The 901-nt window shown below is 45.7% G+C and carries 1 pseudogene; it reads right to left on the bottom strand.

Going from position 1 to position 901, the window contains the following annotated elements:
• A pseudogene (locus R7040_RS25290) lies at positions 1–901 on the bottom strand (ribonuclease E); the annotation flags it as partial.

A 901-nucleotide genomic window follows, 5' to 3' on the forward strand; every position in this document is an offset into this window, starting at 1 on the left:
TCTCTGTTTTCGCGTTTGCTTTCGCTTTATTCTCTTCAGGCTTCACTTCTGAGCGAGCTTCAGCCGCAAGTTGCAAGCCTTTTTCCGCTACTTTCGCGTTTGCTTTCGGCTCTTGAGCTTTTTCAGCTTGTTGAGGTTTTGGCTTACGCTTCTGGCTACGGTTTGGTTGCTGTTTGTTTGCAGGCTGTTGAGCTTCGTTTTGCTCATTTGCTTGCTCTTCACGAGGCTTGCGGCGACGACGGTTATCACGGTTTTCACGACCTTCGCGGTTATCGCGTTGGTTGCTACGACGACGGTCGTTGCGATCGCGTTTGTTGCGCTTGTTGTCGCGGTTTGATTTCTTCTCTTCTTGTTTTGGTTCTTCTTTTACTTCTTCAGAACCACCAAATAGGAAGCTACCTAGTGCTTTAAACAAACGGCTGAATAGGCCAGGTTTTGCTTCTTGCTCTACTTCTTTCTTCTTCGCTACCGGCGCAGGTTTAGAAACAGGAGCTGGAGCGGTTTGAGCTGGCGCTGCAAAGCCCTTAAGAACTGGCTCTTCGATTCGCTTAGGTTTGATGTCTGTTTCAGAAGGTTCTTTACCTTCTGCTTCTTTCATTGCTTCCAACTTCTTAGGAAGTAGGTAAGAAATTAAATCAAACTCTTCACCTTCGCGTACGCGAATTACTTCAAAGTGCGGTGTTTCCATGTCTGAGTTAGGAACAACCGTAATTTTCACTTCTTGAATTCGTTCGATATGATTAACCGAGCGACGTTTTTCGTTCAATAGGTAAGATGCGATTGGCACTGGTACCACAGCCAATACTTGAGCTGTGTTGTCTTTTAGTGCTTCTTCTTCAATCAAACGAAGAACAGAAAGTGCTAGAGATTCGTTGTCACGAACAACACCAGTGCCGCTACA

It is taken from the genome of Vibrio sp. 1069, from assembly GCF_033340555.1.